This is a genomic window from Rhodoblastus acidophilus, assembly GCF_025961575.1.
Classification (GTDB): domain Bacteria; phylum Pseudomonadota; class Alphaproteobacteria; order Rhizobiales; family Beijerinckiaceae; genus Rhodoblastus; species Rhodoblastus acidophilus_C.
The window spans coordinates 12045-28791 of the sequence record NZ_JAOQNX010000006.1; the positions used below are offsets into that span (position 1 = coordinate 12045).

Here is a 16747-nt window from a genome sequence, read left to right on the forward strand (position 1 = left end):
TTCAGCACAGGTCGCGCCGCGGCAAGGCGGCGGCGGGCGCGGCGCGTGGAAAAACGCTCCCGGCCCCGGATTTCAATTCGGCGAGCAAGGGATGATCGGTGGCGGCGAGCGCGCCTATCCAGGCGGCGACGATCAAAGCGCCGCTCACGGCGAGGCCCGGCAGAGGATCGAGCCAGCCGGCGTCGATCGCCGCCGCGCCGATCCCAGCTGCGCAGGCGCAGCAAAAGGCGACCGCCGCGCTCTTGCGCAGCGCCCGCGCCACATCGCGCGGTCCGAAACGCAGCCGCCGCCCGATGAAGGCAATCGCCACCGCCGCCTGGAACGGCAAGGTTGCGAGGCTGGCGATCGCCACGGCTTGCACGCCCCAAAAGCTTGCTGCGAAAATCATGGCGAGCGAGGGCGGCAGCGAGATCAGCGACGAGGTCAGCGCGTCGCGAACCCGTCCGGTCGCGACCAGGACCGGATAGCTGAGGCAGGCGGCGAACAAAGCGAGCGAGCCGAGGCAGAGCCAGCGCACCAGAGGCGCCGCCTCCATCCACGTGGGCCCAAGCCACAGGCGAATGATCGGCTCCGCCAGGATCGCGACGCTGAGCAGGAAGGGCCATTGCAGCGCGGCGAGCAGCGAGGCTGATTTCAAATAGACCTGTTTCAGATCGCCGCCGGCGCGCGTCTGCGCGGCGAAGGCCGGCATGATCACCGGATTGATCGCCTGGACCACCAGCCGGTCGAACATTTGCGTGAGGGTGAGCGCGCGGCTGTAGAGGCCCACGGCGGCAAAGCCGAGCACGCGCGCGAGAAAGACTTGCGGCGCGGTATTGTAGGCGAGATTGATCAGCGCGACGCCACTGGAGACGAGGCCGAAATGGATCACCTCGCGGCACCCCGCCAGCGATGGCTTCATGAAGCGAAAGTCGCGACGCGCCATCAGCAAAGCGGCGGTCAAGGCCGCGCTTCCGGCGACGGCGCCCCAGATCGGCGCCATGGCGCCGCCGCCATGCATCGCCAGCGCGATGGAGGTGGCGGCGGTCACCACGTTTCCCGCAAGATTGGCGAGCGACAGAGCGCCGAACTTCAGGTCGCGTCGCAGCAGCGCGATCATGATCGACGAGAATGGCGTGACCGCGAAACCCAGGGCGGCGATCCTGACCCCCTCGGCCAAACCGGCCACCTGCATCCGCGCGTCCAAAACGCCGGCCAGGAGCCAGAGCCCGAGGCCCATGGCCAGCGACAAGAGCAAGGTGATGGTGAAGGCCGTGCGGATATTGGCGTCCGACAGCGACGTTTTCTGGATGATGTAATTGGCGCCGCCGAATTCCTGGGTCGAAACGGAAATGATCGTCGTGACCGCGCTCACCACTGCATAGACGCCGAATTCCGCGGGGCTGAGCAGGCGCGCCAGAACCGCCGTGGACAGGAACAGAATCAGCAGACTGGCGTAGCGTTCGACCGCCGACAGCAGGAAGGAGCGTTGCACCGGGCTCATCGCGCGCAAGCCGCCCCCTAGGCCGTCGCGCGGCGCGCGTTGCGCGCCTGCGTCACGTTTCCAAGCATCACCGGCCGCCCCTGGCCGGCCATGGACCGCGTCGCGGCTTCGAGCGTCTCGACGACGCGCAGTCCCGACACGCCATCGCACAGCGGCGTCGCGCCATTGCGGACGCAATCGACGAAATGTTCGACTTCGCTGGCGAGCGCCTCCCGGGTTGACAGATTGGGCGCCCACATGTCGCCGGCGCGATAGCCGATGCGCAACTGCTGGGCGATTTCCGGGGACGCGTCGACGGTCACTCCCTTGTCATAGACCTTGATCTTCTCGGTGGGCTCCATGTCGTCATAGACGATCATCTTCTTGCTGCCGCCGATCAGGGTTTTGCGCACTTTCACCGGCGACAGCCAGTTGACGTTCACCTGCGCCACGCAGGGGCTGTCGAAGAACAAGGTGATATGCGCCATGTTTTCCGGCGCGCCCTCGACATGGCTGCAGCCCGTGGCGGAAACGGCGACCGGCGGCTCGTCGATGAGATGGTCGACGATCGAGAGATCGTGGACCGCGAGGTCCCAGATCACGCTGACGTCGCTTTGGAACAGGCCGAGGCTGACGCGCGTGCTGTCGTAATAGTAGACGTCGCCGATCTCGCCCTTGCGCGCCAGTTCGCTGATCTTGCGCACCGCCGGCGTGTAGAGAAAGGTGTGATCGACCATCAGCACCAGACCCCGGCGATCCGCCTCGTCGATCAGGCGGCGGGCCAGATCGGCGGTCGGCGCGAGCGGCTTTTCCACCAGCACATGTTTGCCGGCGCGCAGCGCCATCAGCGCCAGATCGTAATGCGAATGGGCCGGCGTCGCCACGGCGATCGCATCTATGGCGGGGTCATCGAGCAGATCCTGATAACGCGCCGTCGCGGCGACGCCCGGATGATTTCGCGTCAGCGCGGCGAGGCGAAGCGGATCGCGGTCGGCGACGGCGACGACGCGCGCCGCCGTGCTTCCGGCGAAATTGCGCACGAGATTGGGACCCCAGTAGCCGTAACCCACGACCCCGACGCCAAGCTGGCTGCTGCGCATCTCAAATCCTTTCGCTTGGTGGTCCTGGGCTCAGGTGCGCGCCGGCATGTCCTGCCAAACACCGCGCGTGTCGATGACGTCGAGGTGGCGCCGCTCCGCGAGAGGCACGAGCTTGAACTCGTCGTGGTCGACGAGCAGGATGGCGATTTCGCAGGCGTGGATGGCTTCGTCGATATCCATGAATTCCGCACCGAGATCGGCGAGGTCGCGCGGCGGATTTCGCAGGTTCGGTTCGACGATTTTTATCCGTGAGCCATATTTGGCGACGAGATGCTGTGCGATCTCCATCGCCGGGCTCTCGCGGAGATCGTCGATATTGGCCTTGAAGGTCAGGCCGCAGCAGGCAATATTGGCATAAGGGTGATCGTCGATCAGCGCCTCTGCCTGCGCAATGATCCGATGCGTCTTGTCATTGTTGACGTCGCGACTGGTGCGCATGACGCGCGCCAGGTCGGGCGCGGAATCGATGATGAACCAGGGATCGACCGCGATGCAATGGCCGCCGACGCCTGGTCCTGGCCGCAACACATTGACGCGCGGGTGGCGGTTGGCGAGGTCGATCACTTCCCAGACATTGATGTCGAAGCGATCGCAGATCATCGACAATTCGTTGGCGAAGGCGATATTGGTGTCGCGATAGGCGTTCTCGGTGAGCTTCACCAGTTCGGCGGCCCGCGCCGTGGTCGCCACGCAGGCGCCGCGCACAAAACTCTTGTAGAAGCGCTGGGCGCGGCGGGTGCAGGCCGGCGTCACGCCGCCGATGCAGCGGTCATTGTTGATGAGTTCGGTGAGAATGCGTCCGGGCAGCACGCGCTCCGGACAATAGGCGACATTGATCGTGGCGTTGGCGTGTCCGTTGGCCTTGCCGTTCGAGCCCACATGAAGGTCCGGGCGCCGTTCGACGATCTGCGTCGCGACGCCCTCCGTCGTGCCGATGGGCGAGGTCGATTCGAGAATGACGAGATTGCCGGGCGCCAGCACATCCGCGATGCTGTCCACGGCGGCGCGCACCATGGAAAGGTCCGGCTTGTTGTCGCGGTCGATGGGCGTGGGCACGGCGATCATGAACACGTCGGCGGCCTGCGGTTTGGTCGCCGTCGTCAGCGTTCCGCTCGAAACCACTTTGGCCACGAGGCCGTCGAGATCCGGCTCGGAAATGTGGATGGTTCCGGCGGCGACGGTTTTGACGACGTCGTCTTTGGTGTCGACGCCGAGCACCTGGATGCCGCGGCTGGCGATCAGCGCCGCCGTGGGCAGGCCGATATAGCCGAGGCCCACGACACAGACTTTTTCAAATTCATGCATGGAGAAGCACCTTCACTATGCGTTCACTGGCGTGTCCGTCGCCGAACGGATTGTGCGACCGGGCCATGGCCGCATAGGTCTCGTCATCGTCGAGCAGTTTGAAGGTTTCGCCGACGATGCGGTCGTAATCGGAGCCGACCAGGCGCGCGGTGCCCGCCTCGACGCCTTCGGGCCGCTCCGTCGTCTCGCGCATCACCAGGACGGGCTTGCCGAAGGTGGGCGCCTCCTCCTGCACGCCGCCGGAATCGGTCAGCACCAGATAGGACATGGAGAGCAGGCTGACGAAATCGGTGTATTCCTGCGGCGAGATCAACGCGACGCGCGGGTGGTTGGAAAACCGCGCCGAAAAGATGTCGCGAACATTGGGATTGGGATGCACAGGCAAAACGGCGGCGACGTCCTCGCGATTGAGGATCGTCTGGAGGGCGTTGACGATGTTCTCGACGCCGCCGCCGAAGTTTTCACGCCTGTGGCAGGTCACCAGAATGATGCGCCGGTTGCCGTGTCTTTGCCTCAGGCCGTCCCAGCGACTGGCCATGGTTGGATCGGCCTCCACCTTCGCCTTGGCGAGGATGAGCGCGTCCACCACGGTATTGCCGGTGACGTGGATGCGCTCCTGCGGCACGTTTTCCGCGCGCAAAGCCTGCGCGGCGCGCTGGGTTGGGGCGAAATGCTGGTCGGCGATGGAGCCGACGATCTTTCTGTTCACCTCCTCGGGGAAGGGGGCGAAAATGTCGCCGCTGCGCAGGCCCGCCTCCACATGCGAGACGGGGATGCGGTGATAGTAGGAGGCGAGCGCCCCGATCATCGCCGTCGCGGTGTCGCCTTGCACGACGACCCGCGTCGGCTTCACCTTTTCCAGCACAGCGCCAATGTCGTTGAGCAGCCGCGCCGAGAGCGCGTCGAGCGTCTGGTTGGGCGTCATCACATTCAAATCGACGTCGGGAACGACGTTCGCGAGTCTGAGCACCTGGTCCAGCATCTGGCGGTGTTGCGCGGTGGCGCAGACCGTCACCCCCACATTTTCCGCCTTGAGGCGATGAATGACCGGGAACAGTTTTATCGCTTCCGGGCGTGTGCCGAGGAGCACGAGGATGCGCTGGTTCACGGCTCACCCCCCCACGCCGATGCGCTGGCGCACGACCGCCTGCGCCAGAATCCCCGCGAACACGGTGTTGGTGCGTATGTAGCGCCAGGCCATGCGGCGCGGCTCCTGGTAGATGCGATACAGCCACTCCAGACCCACGCGCTGCATCGTCCGGGGCGCGCGCCGCACGGCGCCGGCGAGCACGTCGAATGAGCCGCCGACGCCCATGATGAAGGGAACGCCGAGCTCGTCGCGATGGGCGGCCAGAAAACGTTCCTTGCGCGGCGTCGGCATGCCGATGAACAGGCAGTCAGCCCCGCTGGCGCGAATGGCGAGAACGATTTCCGCTTCCTGCTCCCTTGAAAAATAGCCGTCGCGCAGGCCCGCGAATTGAAGGTTTGGATGGCGTTGTCGCGTCGTCGCCGCGGCGCGCTCCAGCACGTTCGGCGCCGCGCCGAGGAAATAAGGCTTGAACCCTTCGCGGGCGCAAAGACCGAGCAATTCGTTGAGCAGGTCGACGCCGGCGACGCGGTTGCTCACGGGAAGCCCGAGCGCGCGCGCGCCCCAGACGATCCCCATGCCGTCGATCCCGACGAGGTCGCTGTTGGCGACATCGGCGGCCAGCATCGGATCGGAGCGCATGTTCACCAGCTTGGCGACATTGAGTGCGACATGCTGCAGCCGTCGCCGGCTGACCATCGCCTCCCGCGCGCGAGCAACCGTCTCCGCCATGGAGAGGACGTCAATAGGGCATCCCAGAAACGACGCGCGCATGAAACCCCTCCTGATCGGCCGGATCGCCCGCCTGCGAGCTTCACCGCGCCTGTTCGATAAATGAGATAATAAGCAGTCGATATTTAATTGCAAGCGACTTTGATTTAATTTTTAATGTCAGAGTGGAGCTCGCACCCTGCTCACATTACTGTGGAATCCGGGGAAATGCTGATTTCCCTTTCTCAAGGGTTGGGAGGGTTTAAAAATGGAATTAAATAAAATGATGATTTCAGTGATTATACCGCATTTGAACCAGCCGGAAGCGCTGGACGCCTGTCTGACGAGCCTGGACGTCCAGTCGTACGAGGGCGGGGTCGAGGTCATCGTCGTCGACAATGGCTCGCGCGCGCTTCCCGAGAATGTGATCGCGCGTCACCCGCGCGCCCGCCTGCTCAGCGAAACCCGGCCCGGCCCCGGCCCGGCGCGCAATTGCGGCGTTGCGGCGGCGCGCGGCGACATCCTCGCCTTCATCGACGCGGACTGTCGCGCCGATCGCGACTGGTTGCGCAACATTGTTTCCGCGCTGGCGGCATCGGGACCGGGCGTGGCGCTCGGCGGCGACGTCCGCATCTGGCGCGCCGACGCAACCCGCGCCAGCGCGATCGAGGCTTATGAGAGCGTGTTCGCCTATCGCTTCAAGCTCTACATCGAGAAGCACGGCTATTCCGGCACGGGCAATCTCGCCATGCGCCGCGCCGACTTCGACCGTGTCGGACCCTTCGCCGGCATCGAAATCGCCGAGGACATGGACTGGGGCAGGCGCGCCCTCGCGGCTGGCGTGCGCTGCCATTATGCGCCCGATATGGTGGTCTATCATCCCGCGCGCGGCTCGATGGAAGAGCTGTACGCCAAGTGGGATCGGCAGATCGCTCATTACCGCCGGATGGCGGAAGGCGAAAGGGCTTGGCGCCTGCGCTGGATCATTCGCGCTTTGCTGGTGCTGGCCTCGCCGCTCGCGGGCGCCGTCACGGTGATGACCAGCGACCGGGTCGCGGGCTCTGAACGTCTGACGGCCATCGCGGTGATGGTCGCGGTGCGGGTCCATCGCGCCGCGACCATGCTGTCGCTGCTGCGCCGCGAGCGCGAACTGGTCTGGAACCGCTGATTACAGGGAGAAGGCGTCGTTCTCCGTCAGTTGCGGGAGATCGACGCGCCGTCCGAACGACCAGAGAATCCAGCCGAGTTCATAGCTGCGGCATTCCAGGCGCAGCCCGAGTTTCTCCGGAGCGATCAAGCCCCCGGAGCGCCCGAGCAAAGCGTTGGAGATGGCGCGCGCCGCGCGCAAAACCTTGGCGTCGCCTTCGACTTTTCTGATCTGCGAGCGAATGGTCAGGCCGCCCGGCGCCAGCATCGGGCGCCCGAGCTGGTTTGCCCCAAAAACCCATTCAAAACCCTTGACCAGCGCTGCGGTGGCGCCGGGAATTTTTTCGCGTTCCGCCCATTCCAGCAGCGCCGGCGCCATGCCGTATTGGTGGACGGAATAGACTTCATAAAAATCGAGCACGCGGCCGCTGACGGCGTCGTAGAACCAGGGCCATTCGCCCTGCGGCCCCTGAAGCGCCATCAGTTTCTCGACGCATTGCGACGCCAGCGTGGTCGCTGAGGGATCATCCATGACGTCGCCGTAATGGTAGCAGGCGAGCGACAGATAGACCTGGGTGGCGAAGGAGGCGAACCGCCGCCGCAGGCCGGCTGGCGTGTCGCAGAACAGGCCGGATTCGCCCAGGAAACGCGCCTGCAGGAACCTGAACAGCGGCGCCGCGAATTCGCGCCAGGCGCTTTGACCGGCGCGCACCTGCGCGGCGACGCCGGTGAGCAGCATGCCGAGATCCTGCGCATGGAAATCACGCCACGCATTCGGGTCTGAGAGCAGGATGCGCAACTCGCGTGCGCAATCCCCTGGCAGTTCCAGCCCCAGCTCGGCGCCCGCCCACAGGGCCATGCCGAACGCATATTTGCGAACCGGAAGCCGCGTGAGCTCCGAAGCATTGCGCGCGAAAATGCGGTTCACGTCCAACCCGTCCGGCGGCGCCGCTACGCGCGAAAGCCCGAGCAGAACGTTGAGCGTATAGAACACGTCACTACGGGGCAGAGACTCGTTCGGCGCAGCGCGGCCATCGAGATGATAGATGTGCGACCAGCGCTCCTGCTCGGGAAGCCAGCACTTCTCCAACCCGTGCAAGGCGTAATTCACCAGCCGCGCGTTTTGGGGGGCGACAGCGGCGTCGGCCGGCTGCGCGGGCAAATCCACAGGACGAATATTCATGGCGTCACCTCGTCAATATTCGCGAATGCTCTCGTCGAGACCCCGCAAGAGCGGGTATAGGAAATAGGACATCACGCTGCGCCGCCCGACCTTCAGTTCGGCGGTCACGGCCATGCCCGGAAGCAATTGTACGCGCGCGCCGGACTCGCGCAGACGCGCATCGGTCAGGTCGACGATCACCCGATAAAACGGCGCCTTCTTTTCTCCGCCCGCTTCCGCCTTCTCGGGCGTGAACGCGTCCTGGCTGATCACCCTGACGACGCCAGAGGCGGTCCCATATTTCTGAAATGGAAAGGCCTCCAGTTTCACGCGCGCGCCTTGGCCGAGTTCGACCTGACCGATGTCGCGCCCCTCGACATTCACCTCGGCTTGCAGCGGCGAGTCGCTTGGCGCGAGCACGAACAGGGTTTCGGCCTCGCGCGCCACCGAACCGACGGTGCGGCTGCCGATTTCCAGCACCACCGCGTCGGCGGGCGCGTGCAGCACGATGAGATTGCGGCGCAGCTCCGCCTTCTTCAGCTCCTCGGCGACGCCCGCGCGCTTGGCGAGATTCTCCACCAAATCCTGATAGGCCGTGCGGCGAAAATCCTCGGCGAAAACCGCGCGGTCCGCGCGCGCCTTGTCGACCCGGTGCGCCTGATCCGCGATATTGCCGCGCACCCGCGCCAGATTGCTTTCGATCTCGAGCCGCGCATCGCGTGACAACAGCAGATTGAGCTTGGAGCCGACCTCCTTTGCGGCGAGCGCCTGGCGCATCGTCTCGATCGAACTCATGGTTTCCAAACGCTTGACCAGCACCGCTTCCTCGTCGCGTGCGGTCTTGAGATTGGCCTGGGCGGAGGCGATCTGCGCATCGTAATCCTGCATCTGCGCGTCGAAATGCGCCTTGCGCTGCACGAACACGTCGCGCTGCAAGCGTTCGTCGGCTCCGGCGGGGTCGGGCAAGCTTGCGCCCTCGAGTTCCGCCCGCAGCCGCGCGACGGTGGCGTCCAGAGCGGCCTGACGCTGGCGCAAAGCGTCGAGATCGGCTTGGGAAAAGGTGGGATCGAGCGTCGCCAGCGCGTCCCCTTTCGCCACGCGGTCGCCCACCCTCACATGCATGGTGCGGATGACCGAGGTTTCAAGCGGCTGCACCACAATGTTCGGGCTGGTGGTGATGAGCTTTCCCGGCGCCGCGACAATCGTGTCGATGCGCGAAAACGTCGCCCAGGTCAGAGCGGCCGCGATCAGCGCCAGCATAGCGTAGAGGGTGACGCGGGCGAGGCGCGGCGGCGGCCGCGTTTCGATCTCGGCCGCGTCCGACTGGAATTCGGCGACGGTTTGCGCGCTCACAGGGCCTGCCTCGTCTGTTGGCTCCACAGTCGCCGATAGCCGGCGCATTGCGACAGAAGCTTGTCGTGCCGGTCGAGATCGACGATGCGGCCGCGTTCGATCACCAGGATCTTGTGGGCGTCGGCGAGCATGGACAGGCGGTGGGAGACGATGATCACCGTGCGCCCCGCCGCGATCCGGCGCAGGTTGGTGCGCACGATCAGCTCGCTTTCCGAATCCAGCGCGCTGGTGGCCTCGTCGAGGATCAGGATGCGGGGATCGGTGACCAGCGCGCGGGCGATGGCGAGACGCTGCTTTTGGCCGCCGGAAAGGTTGCAGGCGTTCTCTTCCAGCAAAGTGTCAAAACCGCGCGGCAGCCGTTCGATGAATTCGTCGGCGCCGGCAAGCCGCGCGGCGCGCACAATTTCGGCGAAGCCGGCGCCGGGTTTCGCTCTCGCGATATTTTCGCGAACCGTGCCGCGAAACAGAAAATTGTCTTGCAGAACCATGCCGACGTTCTGGCGCAAATGCGCGAGATCGAGTTCGCGTGAATCAAAACCGTCGATCCGCAGCACGCCGGCGGACGGCTTGCGCATACCGCAAATCAGGCGCGTCAGCGTAGTTTTGCCAGAGCCGCTGCGTCCAACAATTCCAAAGATTTCGCCGGGCGCGATGGCGAAGCAGATGTCGTCGAGCGCCAGAGCGCCCTCTTCGCCATAGCGGAACGACACGTTCTCGAACTCGATTCCGCCGGCGAAATCTGGGCGCAGACCTTCGCGCGCCGCGTCGCGTTCAGGCTGCTGGTTCATCACCTCGCCAAGCATTTTGACCGCGAGCGCCACCTCCTGATATTCGTGCGCCATGGTCGTCATTTGCACCAGAGGTCCCGACACGCGTCCCGCCAGCATGTTGAAGGCGACCAGCGCGCCCACGGACAGCGCGCCGCTGAACACGTCGAGCGCGCCGAAGGCGATGATGCCGACGGTCATGAGCTTTTCGAGCAAGCCGGTCAGCGCCTGCGCGCCTGCGGAAATTTGTTCGACGCCGAACCGCATGGTGACGGCCTGGGCGCAGCGGTTGTTCCAGTCGCGGTTCTGCGCTGGCTCCATCGACAGCGCCTTGACGGTGGACATGCCGTGCACGGTTTCGACAAGCTGCGCCTGGCGCGCGCCCTCGGCGCGATAAAGCGCGTCGAGACGGCGCCGGAACGGTCCCATCAGCGCCGCCACCACCGCGCCGCTCAGCGCCGTGAACGCGAGCACGATGAGGGTCAGCTTGACGCTGTAAAGCAGCAGCACGGGAATGAACACGATCAGCGACAGCGCGTCGAGCGTGGTCAGGAACAGGCGTCCGGTGAGGAACTCGCGGATGCGCGCCGCCTGCTGCATGTGTTTGACTAGAACGCCCGCCGAAATCTGCTCGAAAAACGCCACCGGGAGTCCCATCAGGTGGCCGAAGGTTTTTGTCGCGACGCGAATGTCAATCTTGTTGGTGGCGTAGAGCAGCAGGTAGCGCCGCAGGAAATTGAATAAGGCGTCGAAAGCCAGCGCCGCGATGGCGCCCGCGACCAGCACGTAAAGCGTGGCGAAACTCTCGTGCACCAGAACCTTGTCAATGACGAGCTGGAAGAAGATGGGGAGCGCCAAGCCCAGCGCATAGAGCATCAACGCCGCGATGGCGACATCGGCGAGCAGCCGCCATTGCCGCGCCAGTTCAGGCAGAAACCAGCGCAGTCCGAAAGCGGGGGCGCTGGCGGGCTGCGCGGCCGGCTTGACGAGAATGGCCTCGCCAGACCATCGCGCGCAAAACACGTCTTTGGTGACGACCAGCGGCTCATCCTGGCGTTCGGCCAGGGGGTCGATGACGCGAACGGCCTCCGCGCCCTCGGCGCCGGGCACAACGATCCAGTTGCCGTTGGCGAGGCGCAGCAGCGCCGGATAGGCTTCGCCGAGCCGGGTCAGCCGCGTCCAGTCGAGATGCGTTGTCCTCGCGCGCAAACCAGCGTCGGCGGCCATGCGCAGCAGCAGCGCCGCGTCGACGTCGCCGTCGACCGCGTGGATATGGCGCAGGCGATCGGCGGAGAGCTCGACCCCATGCGCGCTGGCGACGCGCGCGAGACATTCGAGCGCTGTCCGGGTCGCATGGCCTGGATCGGCGGGCTCGGGCGACGGGCCGCCTTCGGCCTCGCTTTCGCGCGCTTCAGCGGAAATTGGCTGAAGCATTCGGCTTTCCCTTCGACCGCGCATGCAGCATGCCGAGGTCTTCGCCCGTCGTGGCGCGCGGCTCCGGCGTCCGGCGCACGACGCCTGCGTCAACAAGACTTTGCAGCGCCTTCTGCATGACCTCGACGGAATTGGCGAAGGCTTCCACGGACAGGATCAGGCGCTGGCGCAGCACCCGTTTCGGCGCATTGTTCTCGTCGCGCTCGGTGGGCGACAGGCTGACCAGATCGATGCGGACGATCGAGCCGCTCACGGTGATTTCGTCGACGCCATCGGTATATAGTTCGGCATGCATATGCGGCTCCTGTCACGCGAGTTGCGGCTTGAAGAGGACGTCGACGCCATAGCCGGAGGCGTTGTAGGTGTTCGCCGGGAACAGGCTTGTCGAGCCATAGGCATAGACGCCGTTGCCGCCGCTCGAGGCGGAGGAGGGGGCGGTGAGCGGCCCATTGCTGATCGAACTGGCGAACAGGTTCGGATCGACCGAATATTCGCCCGTATTGGTGTGGTAGGAGGCGATATAGGTCGTCCCCGGGGTGACCGTGACCGGCGTGGCGAAATTGACCTGCTGCCAGCCGCTCGCCGTCTCGTTGGTGAAGGTCGCAGAGGCGAGGAGGGCGCCTGTCGCGCTCCACAAATGGGCGACGTGGGTTCCGGTGTTCAGCGGCCCCTTGTAGAATTCGACGCCGGTGACCTGTCCGGCCTGCGAAGCCGTGAACTTGAAGCCGAGCTCCACGGCGAGGCTGTCGTTCTCCGTCACAATGGCCGGCGTCCATGTCGATGGGAACAGGCTGACCACGCTCGGGCTGGTCACGGACAGGCTGACATTCGCCGAGGCGGTTCCGCCCGCCGTGTCGGCGATGGAATAGGAAAAGCTCGCCGGTCCCGTGTAATTTGCATTCGGCGTGAAGGTCACGGTCTTCGCTTGCGCATTGTAGCTGACCGCGCCATTGGCGGCGTTGCTCACGCCGGTCACCGAAAGCGGCAGGCCATTGGGATCGGTGTCGTTGGCGAGCAATTGCGACGCATTGATCGTGAGCGGCGTGTTCAGCGTGGCGACAAAACCGCTGTCATTTTTGGCCACCGGGGCCTGCGTCCCCGAGGATTTGGAATAGACGACGTCCACCCAATAATTGCTCGCCTGATAGGTGTTGGTCGGAAAAGCGCTGCTCGCGCCATAGGCATAGACGCCATTGTTAGCCGCGGGCGCAGTGAGGTCGCCGCTGACCACGTTCGAGGTGAAATAATTGCTGTTGGCGGAGTAATAGCCCGATGTGTGATACGAGGCCGTATAGGTCGTCCCCGCGGTGATCGCGATGGGGCTGGCGAAATTGACCTGCTGCCAGCCGCTCGCGGTCTCATTGGTGAAGGTTGCGGAGGCGAGCAGCGCCCCGCTCGAACTCCAGAGATCGGCGACATGGGCGCCGATGTTCGAGGGACCCTTGTAGAAGCGAATTCCTGAGATCAGACCGTTCGCGGCGGCCATGAACCGCACGCCGAGCTCGACGGCGCTCGAGTCGTTTTCGGTGATGATCGCCGGCGTTGCGCTGGAGGAGAACAGGCTCTGCGTGGCCGTCGCCGGGTTGACGTTCAGCGAGACATTGGCCGATGCGGTTCCGCCGGCGGAGTCCTTGATCGTGTAAGTGAACCCAGCCGCGCCGGTAAAATTGGCCGTGGGCGTGAAGGTCACCGTCTGCGTCGATGAATTATAGGCCACAGTTCCGTTGACTGGCGCGCTGACGCTTGCGATCGACAGGGGCAAGCCGTTGGGATCGGTGTCGTTGGCGAGCAAGGCCGAGGCGGCGATGGGCAGCGCCGTATTGACCAGCGTCGTAAAGCCGCTGTCATTGGTGGCGACAGGGGGCTGCGCGCCCGACGATTTCGAATAGACGACGTCGACCCAATAATTGCTCGCCTGATAGGTGCTGGTGGGAAAGGCCCTGGTCGAGCTATAGGCATAGACGCCATTGTTTGACGCGGGCGCGGTGAGATCGCCGCTGACCAGATTGGCGGCGAAATAGTTTTCGTTGGCCGAGTAATAGCCCGAGCTGTGGTACGCCGCCGTATAGGTGGTTCCGGCGGTGATCGCGACGGGCGTGGAAAAATTCACCTGCTGCCAGCCGCTTGCGGTCTCGTTGGTAAAGGTGGCGGTGGCGAGCAGCGCGCCCGTGGAACTCCAGAGATCGGCGAAATGGGTTCCCGTGTTCGACGGCCCCTTATAGAAGCGGATGCCGGAAATCAGGCCGTTGGCGGCGGCCGTGAACCTCACCCCCAGTTCGACGGGACTCGTGTCGTTGACGGTGACGGTCGCTGGCGTCGCGTTCGCGCTGAACAGGCTTTCCGTTCCCGCGGGATTGGTCACCGTCAGCGACACGCCGGCGGAACCGGTCCCGCCCTTGGCGTCGGTGATCGAATAGGTAAAACTCGCCGCCCCGACATAGCCTGTCGTGGGGGTGAAGGTGACGGTTTGCGCGGCGGAATTGTAGACCGCAGCGCCGCCGACCGGATTGCTGACGCCCTGGAAGATCAGCGGCAGTCCGTTCGGGTCGGTGTCATTGGCGAGCAGCGTCGCCACGGGAATGGTCAGAGCGGTTTTTGCGGTCGTCGTGAATCCGCTGTCATTATTGGCCTGGGGGGCGCCGCTTCCGCCGCTGGTGTCGTTGAAGACCAGATCCACCCAATAATTGGGGCTGGAGGCCAGATAGACGCTGCCCGGAAAGGTCGAAGTCGCGCCATAGGCGAAGACGCCGTTCATTCCGCCGCCGGTTGCGGTCAGCGAGCCGTGGGTGACGCCCGGGCTGACGAAGTAGAAATCGTCGGACGCGTAATAGCCCGAATTGCCCCAATACGAGGCGGTATAGGTCGCGCCCGCCTGGATCTGGACCGGGCTGGCGAAATTGACCTGCTGCCAGCCGCTGGAGGTCTCGTTGGTGAAGGTCGCGCTCGCCAGCAGGCTTCCGGTCGAGGACCAGAGATCGCCGATATGCGTGCCGGTGTTCTGGGCGCCCTTGTAGAAACGGATGCCGGTGACGAGGCCGGAGGTCGAAGACACGAATTGCACGCCCAGCTCCACGCCGGACTTGCCGCCGGCGTCGGCGACATTGGCGGCGACGGGGGTCGCCGTGGAGGACCAGATCGACAGATTGGACGAGGGCGTGACTGTGTAGGCAGAGCCGCCGGTTGGTTTCTCCAGATTGATGCTGTCGTCGACCGCGCGACTCAGGACCGTGTAGGAGCCCGGGCCTTTGGTCGTGAACGTGTAGGACCAGGTCGCGGTCGCCGCGCCGACCGTGCTGGTGGCGGCGCGCCAGGTCTTGCCGCCGTCGCTGGACACCTCGACGCCGCCGATCACGCCGCCGCTATCGCTGGCGGTTCCCTTCACCGTGATGGCCTGTCCCTCGACGACGCTGGTTGCGGAAAGGCTGGTGATCCTGGAGGTCGGCGCCGTGTGGTCCGTCGAAGCGGCGGCCAGCGCCAGGCTCGCCTGCAAGGTTTGCGGTTGCACCCCCATTTCCGCGAGGACATTGACTGTCGCCTGCTGCACGCTCGGGTCGACCGGCTGCAGCGCGCCGTAATTGATGTCGTGGATGTCAGACAGGCCCCAGGACCAGAACACCGTGCCGGTGGAGAAAACCATCGCGCCGCTGACGGGATCGCGGAACTGGACCAGATTGTGGGTCGCGGTCCCCGGGCCGGTGGTGTTGCCATAGTCGAGCAGCAGCGTCTGCACCTGAAGCGTGGTCGAGGACAGGTCGACAAGGCCTGCGGGACGGAAGGCGTCATTGGGCGAGGTGTCCCATTCGTAGCCGAGCAGGCCCGGCGCCAGCGAGGCCGTTCCCCCCGGCGCCGTCGAGGCGACCGCCGTGTTGCGCCAGATGCGCAATTGCGTTTGGCCATAGGGAATGGTGATCGTGTCGTAACGGTCGGAATCGACCGAAAACACCTGACCGGTCAGGGAATTGGAGGGCACGCCGGCCAGCCCGCCCGATGAGGCGAAGCGCGCGTCCATGAACGTGCTGGTCGCCGTGCCCGAGGGATCGATCAGGGCATTGGCGTGGGTGTCCTTGTAATCAACGAGGGTGCGGTTGGGCGTGGCGCTGGCGTCAAGGCTGGGCGCGAGCCGGGTCTGCCAGTAAATCTCATTGCCGCTCAGGAACATCAGGCTGACGCCGGCGTGGCCGGCCGCCTGGACGTTCTTGTACTGGCTGTCGGTCCAGTATTCGTCGTGGCCGCTGTCCATATAGACCTTGTGGTTCAGCAGCAGCGAGCCATTGGTGGCGGCGTCGAGACCGGAGATATAGCTGACGTCGTAACCGTTCCGCTCCATCCAGTAGATGGTCGGAAACTCGGCCGAGAACACCATGTCGTTGGATGTGCCCAGCAGTCCGCCGTCGCGCGTGGTGATCGGGCGATTGTAGCTGACGGCATAGGCGGCGCCGCTGTCGCCTGGCCCATTGCCCTGGTAGAGATTGGCGCCGCCCCAGGGATTATAGGCCTGCCAGGTCTGATCGGCGGTCTGGAACACGATGTCGCTGGTCGACGCGTCATTGCGGACGATGAAGGGGATTTGGAAGACCTGCGCTCCATCGACAATATTGGCGATGTAGACGCCGGATGTCGCGCTCGTCGGCACTTTCCAGCTGTCAGTGACGCTCCAGTTGCCGGCGTCGACCTCGCCGGTGGTGGCGTTCCGGAGCGGCGCCGGTTGGACGACCGATGTCGTGTGCTGGAGCGAGGTGACAAAGGTCGCGCCGGCGCCGCCGTAATAGCCGAGGCGATAGATATTGATCGTGTAATTCGGATTGCCTGTCTGATTATTGACCTTGAACTGCACGGTCCCGCCGAGGTTCGTGCTGATGCCGGTGGTAAACCCCTGGATTGTTGTGGAGTCCTGCCCGGGATCGACCCACCAGGCCGACATCGGCGCGCCCGCTTTCTGGTTCTCGAGCACGATGGCGTTGCTTGTCATGGCGTGGCCTCCCCGGCGATGGCGCCTCCGGCGATCGCCGTGAACGGCGCCGAGGCGCGCCCCGAGACTTTGGTCGGCGCGGTCGTTCCGGGCGAGGCCGGGCTCGCCGGTGGCGGGGCTTGGTCAACGAGCGGCTCAACGCTCGACAGCAGAAAAAGCGCGGCGGCGCGCGGCGATGGTGAAAGAAAGCAGGCGGCCTCGCCCTGGCGTTCTGCCGGCATGGAGAGATTGATCATGGCGACCCTCGCAAG

Annotated in this window: 12 protein-coding genes; 1 reads left to right on the plus strand and 11 read right to left on the minus strand. The window is 64.8% G+C overall.

All coding sequences use genetic code 11. From position 1 onward, the window contains the following. Window position 1: 1 nt before the first annotated feature. Genes M2320_RS05455 through M2320_RS05475 form a run of 5 tightly spaced genes read right to left on the minus strand, consistent with a single transcriptional unit; the run spans window position 2 to window position 5728 of the window. Complete coding sequence (locus M2320_RS05455; protein ID WP_264596403.1) at window positions 2-1483, minus strand: oligosaccharide flippase family protein; 1482 nt, start codon at window positions 1481-1483, stop codon at window positions 2-4. A gap of 17 nt (window positions 1484-1500) precedes the next feature. Then, window positions 1501-2562: a Gfo/Idh/MocA family protein gene (locus M2320_RS05460; RefSeq protein WP_264596404.1), complete on the minus strand. Its 1062-nt coding sequence runs from the start codon at window positions 2560-2562 to the stop codon at window positions 1501-1503. 30 nt (window positions 2563-2592) lie between these two features. Then, window positions 2593-3867, minus strand: coding sequence for a UDP-N-acetyl-D-mannosamine dehydrogenase (gene wecC / locus M2320_RS05465; protein WP_264596405.1), 1275 nt, complete (start codon window positions 3865-3867; stop codon window positions 2593-2595). After that, a complete protein-coding gene (gene wecB / locus M2320_RS05470) occupies window positions 3860-4975 on the minus strand; it encodes a non-hydrolyzing UDP-N-acetylglucosamine 2-epimerase (protein ID WP_264596406.1) in 1116 nt (371 codons plus the stop codon). Before wecB ends, wecC begins: the two co-directional genes overlap by 8 nt. Before the next feature lie 3 nt (window positions 4976-4978). Next, window positions 4979-5728, minus strand: a complete 750-nt coding sequence (locus M2320_RS05475) for a WecB/TagA/CpsF family glycosyltransferase (protein WP_264596407.1) — start codon at window positions 5726-5728, stop codon at window positions 4979-4981. Between the two features lie 220 nt (window positions 5729-5948). On the opposite strand from M2320_RS05475, the gene M2320_RS05480 reads away from it, so the two are divergent. Then, window positions 5949-6833: a glycosyltransferase gene (locus M2320_RS05480; protein ID WP_264596408.1), complete on the plus strand. Its 885-nt coding sequence runs from the start codon at window positions 5949-5951 to the stop codon at window positions 6831-6833. Here the strand turns inward: M2320_RS05480 and M2320_RS05485 are convergent, their stop codons facing one another. The 6 genes from M2320_RS05485 to M2320_RS05510 are packed head-to-tail and all read right to left on the minus strand — an operon-like array spanning window position 6834 to window position 16732. Next, window positions 6834-7994 (minus strand): hypothetical protein, encoded by a 1161-nt coding sequence (locus M2320_RS05485; RefSeq protein ID WP_264596409.1) that lies wholly within the window; start codon window positions 7992-7994, stop codon window positions 6834-6836. A 12-nt stretch (window positions 7995-8006) separates the two neighbouring features. Further along, window positions 8007-9326, minus strand: a complete 1320-nt coding sequence (locus M2320_RS05490) for an HlyD family type I secretion periplasmic adaptor subunit (RefSeq protein WP_264596410.1) — start codon at window positions 9324-9326, stop codon at window positions 8007-8009. After that, complete coding sequence (locus tag M2320_RS05495; RefSeq protein ID WP_264596411.1) at window positions 9323-11527, minus strand: peptidase domain-containing ABC transporter; 2205 nt, start codon at window positions 11525-11527, stop codon at window positions 9323-9325. Before M2320_RS05495 ends, M2320_RS05490 begins: the two co-directional genes overlap by 4 nt. Then, the gene (locus M2320_RS05500; RefSeq protein ID WP_264596412.1) at window positions 11505-11822 is read right to left on the minus strand and encodes a hypothetical protein; all 318 of its coding nucleotides are present in this window, start codon (window positions 11820-11822) and stop codon (window positions 11505-11507) included. The genes M2320_RS05495 and M2320_RS05500 overlap by 23 nt, the downstream gene beginning before the upstream one ends. A 12-nt stretch (window positions 11823-11834) precedes the next feature. Next, window positions 11835-16496: a DUF4082 domain-containing protein gene (locus M2320_RS05505; protein WP_264596413.1), complete on the minus strand. Its 4662-nt coding sequence runs from the start codon at window positions 16494-16496 to the stop codon at window positions 11835-11837. Then, entirely contained in the window at window positions 16493-16732 is a 240-nt protein-coding gene (locus M2320_RS05510; RefSeq protein ID WP_264596414.1) for a hypothetical protein, read from the minus strand. Before M2320_RS05510 ends, M2320_RS05505 begins: the two co-directional genes overlap by 4 nt. Between the last annotated feature and the right edge of the window lie 15 nt (window positions 16733-16747).